We start from the raw sequence: 203 nt of genomic DNA, 5'->3' as shown, positions 1-203 counted from the left end.
GAAGCGTTTGCGAATTACTCGGCGCTGATTTTTATCGGGGCGACCGGCATTGCGGTGCGCGTGCTGGCCCCGCTGGTCAACGACAAATTTTGCGATCCGGCAGTGGTGGTCATTGATGAACGTGCCCAGCATGTCATTAGCCTGCTCTCCGGTCATGCGGGAGGCGCTAATGCTCTGGCGCGTTATCTGGCGGGGATGCTGGG

1 pseudogene is annotated in these 203 nt (G+C 59.6%); it reads left to right on the top strand.

Features of this window, described 5'->3' with window-relative positions:
* Positions 1-203 (top strand): annotated as a pseudogene (locus FDX22_RS21420) (cobalamin biosynthesis protein CbiG); the annotation flags it as partial.

The organism is Citrobacter sp. TBCS-14, from assembly GCF_005280805.1.
GTDB lineage: Bacteria > Pseudomonadota > Gammaproteobacteria > Enterobacterales > Enterobacteriaceae > Citrobacter > Citrobacter gillenii.
Note: the sequence above shows the minus strand (reverse complement) of the source record. Positions and strands in the feature narration are given on the sequence as shown.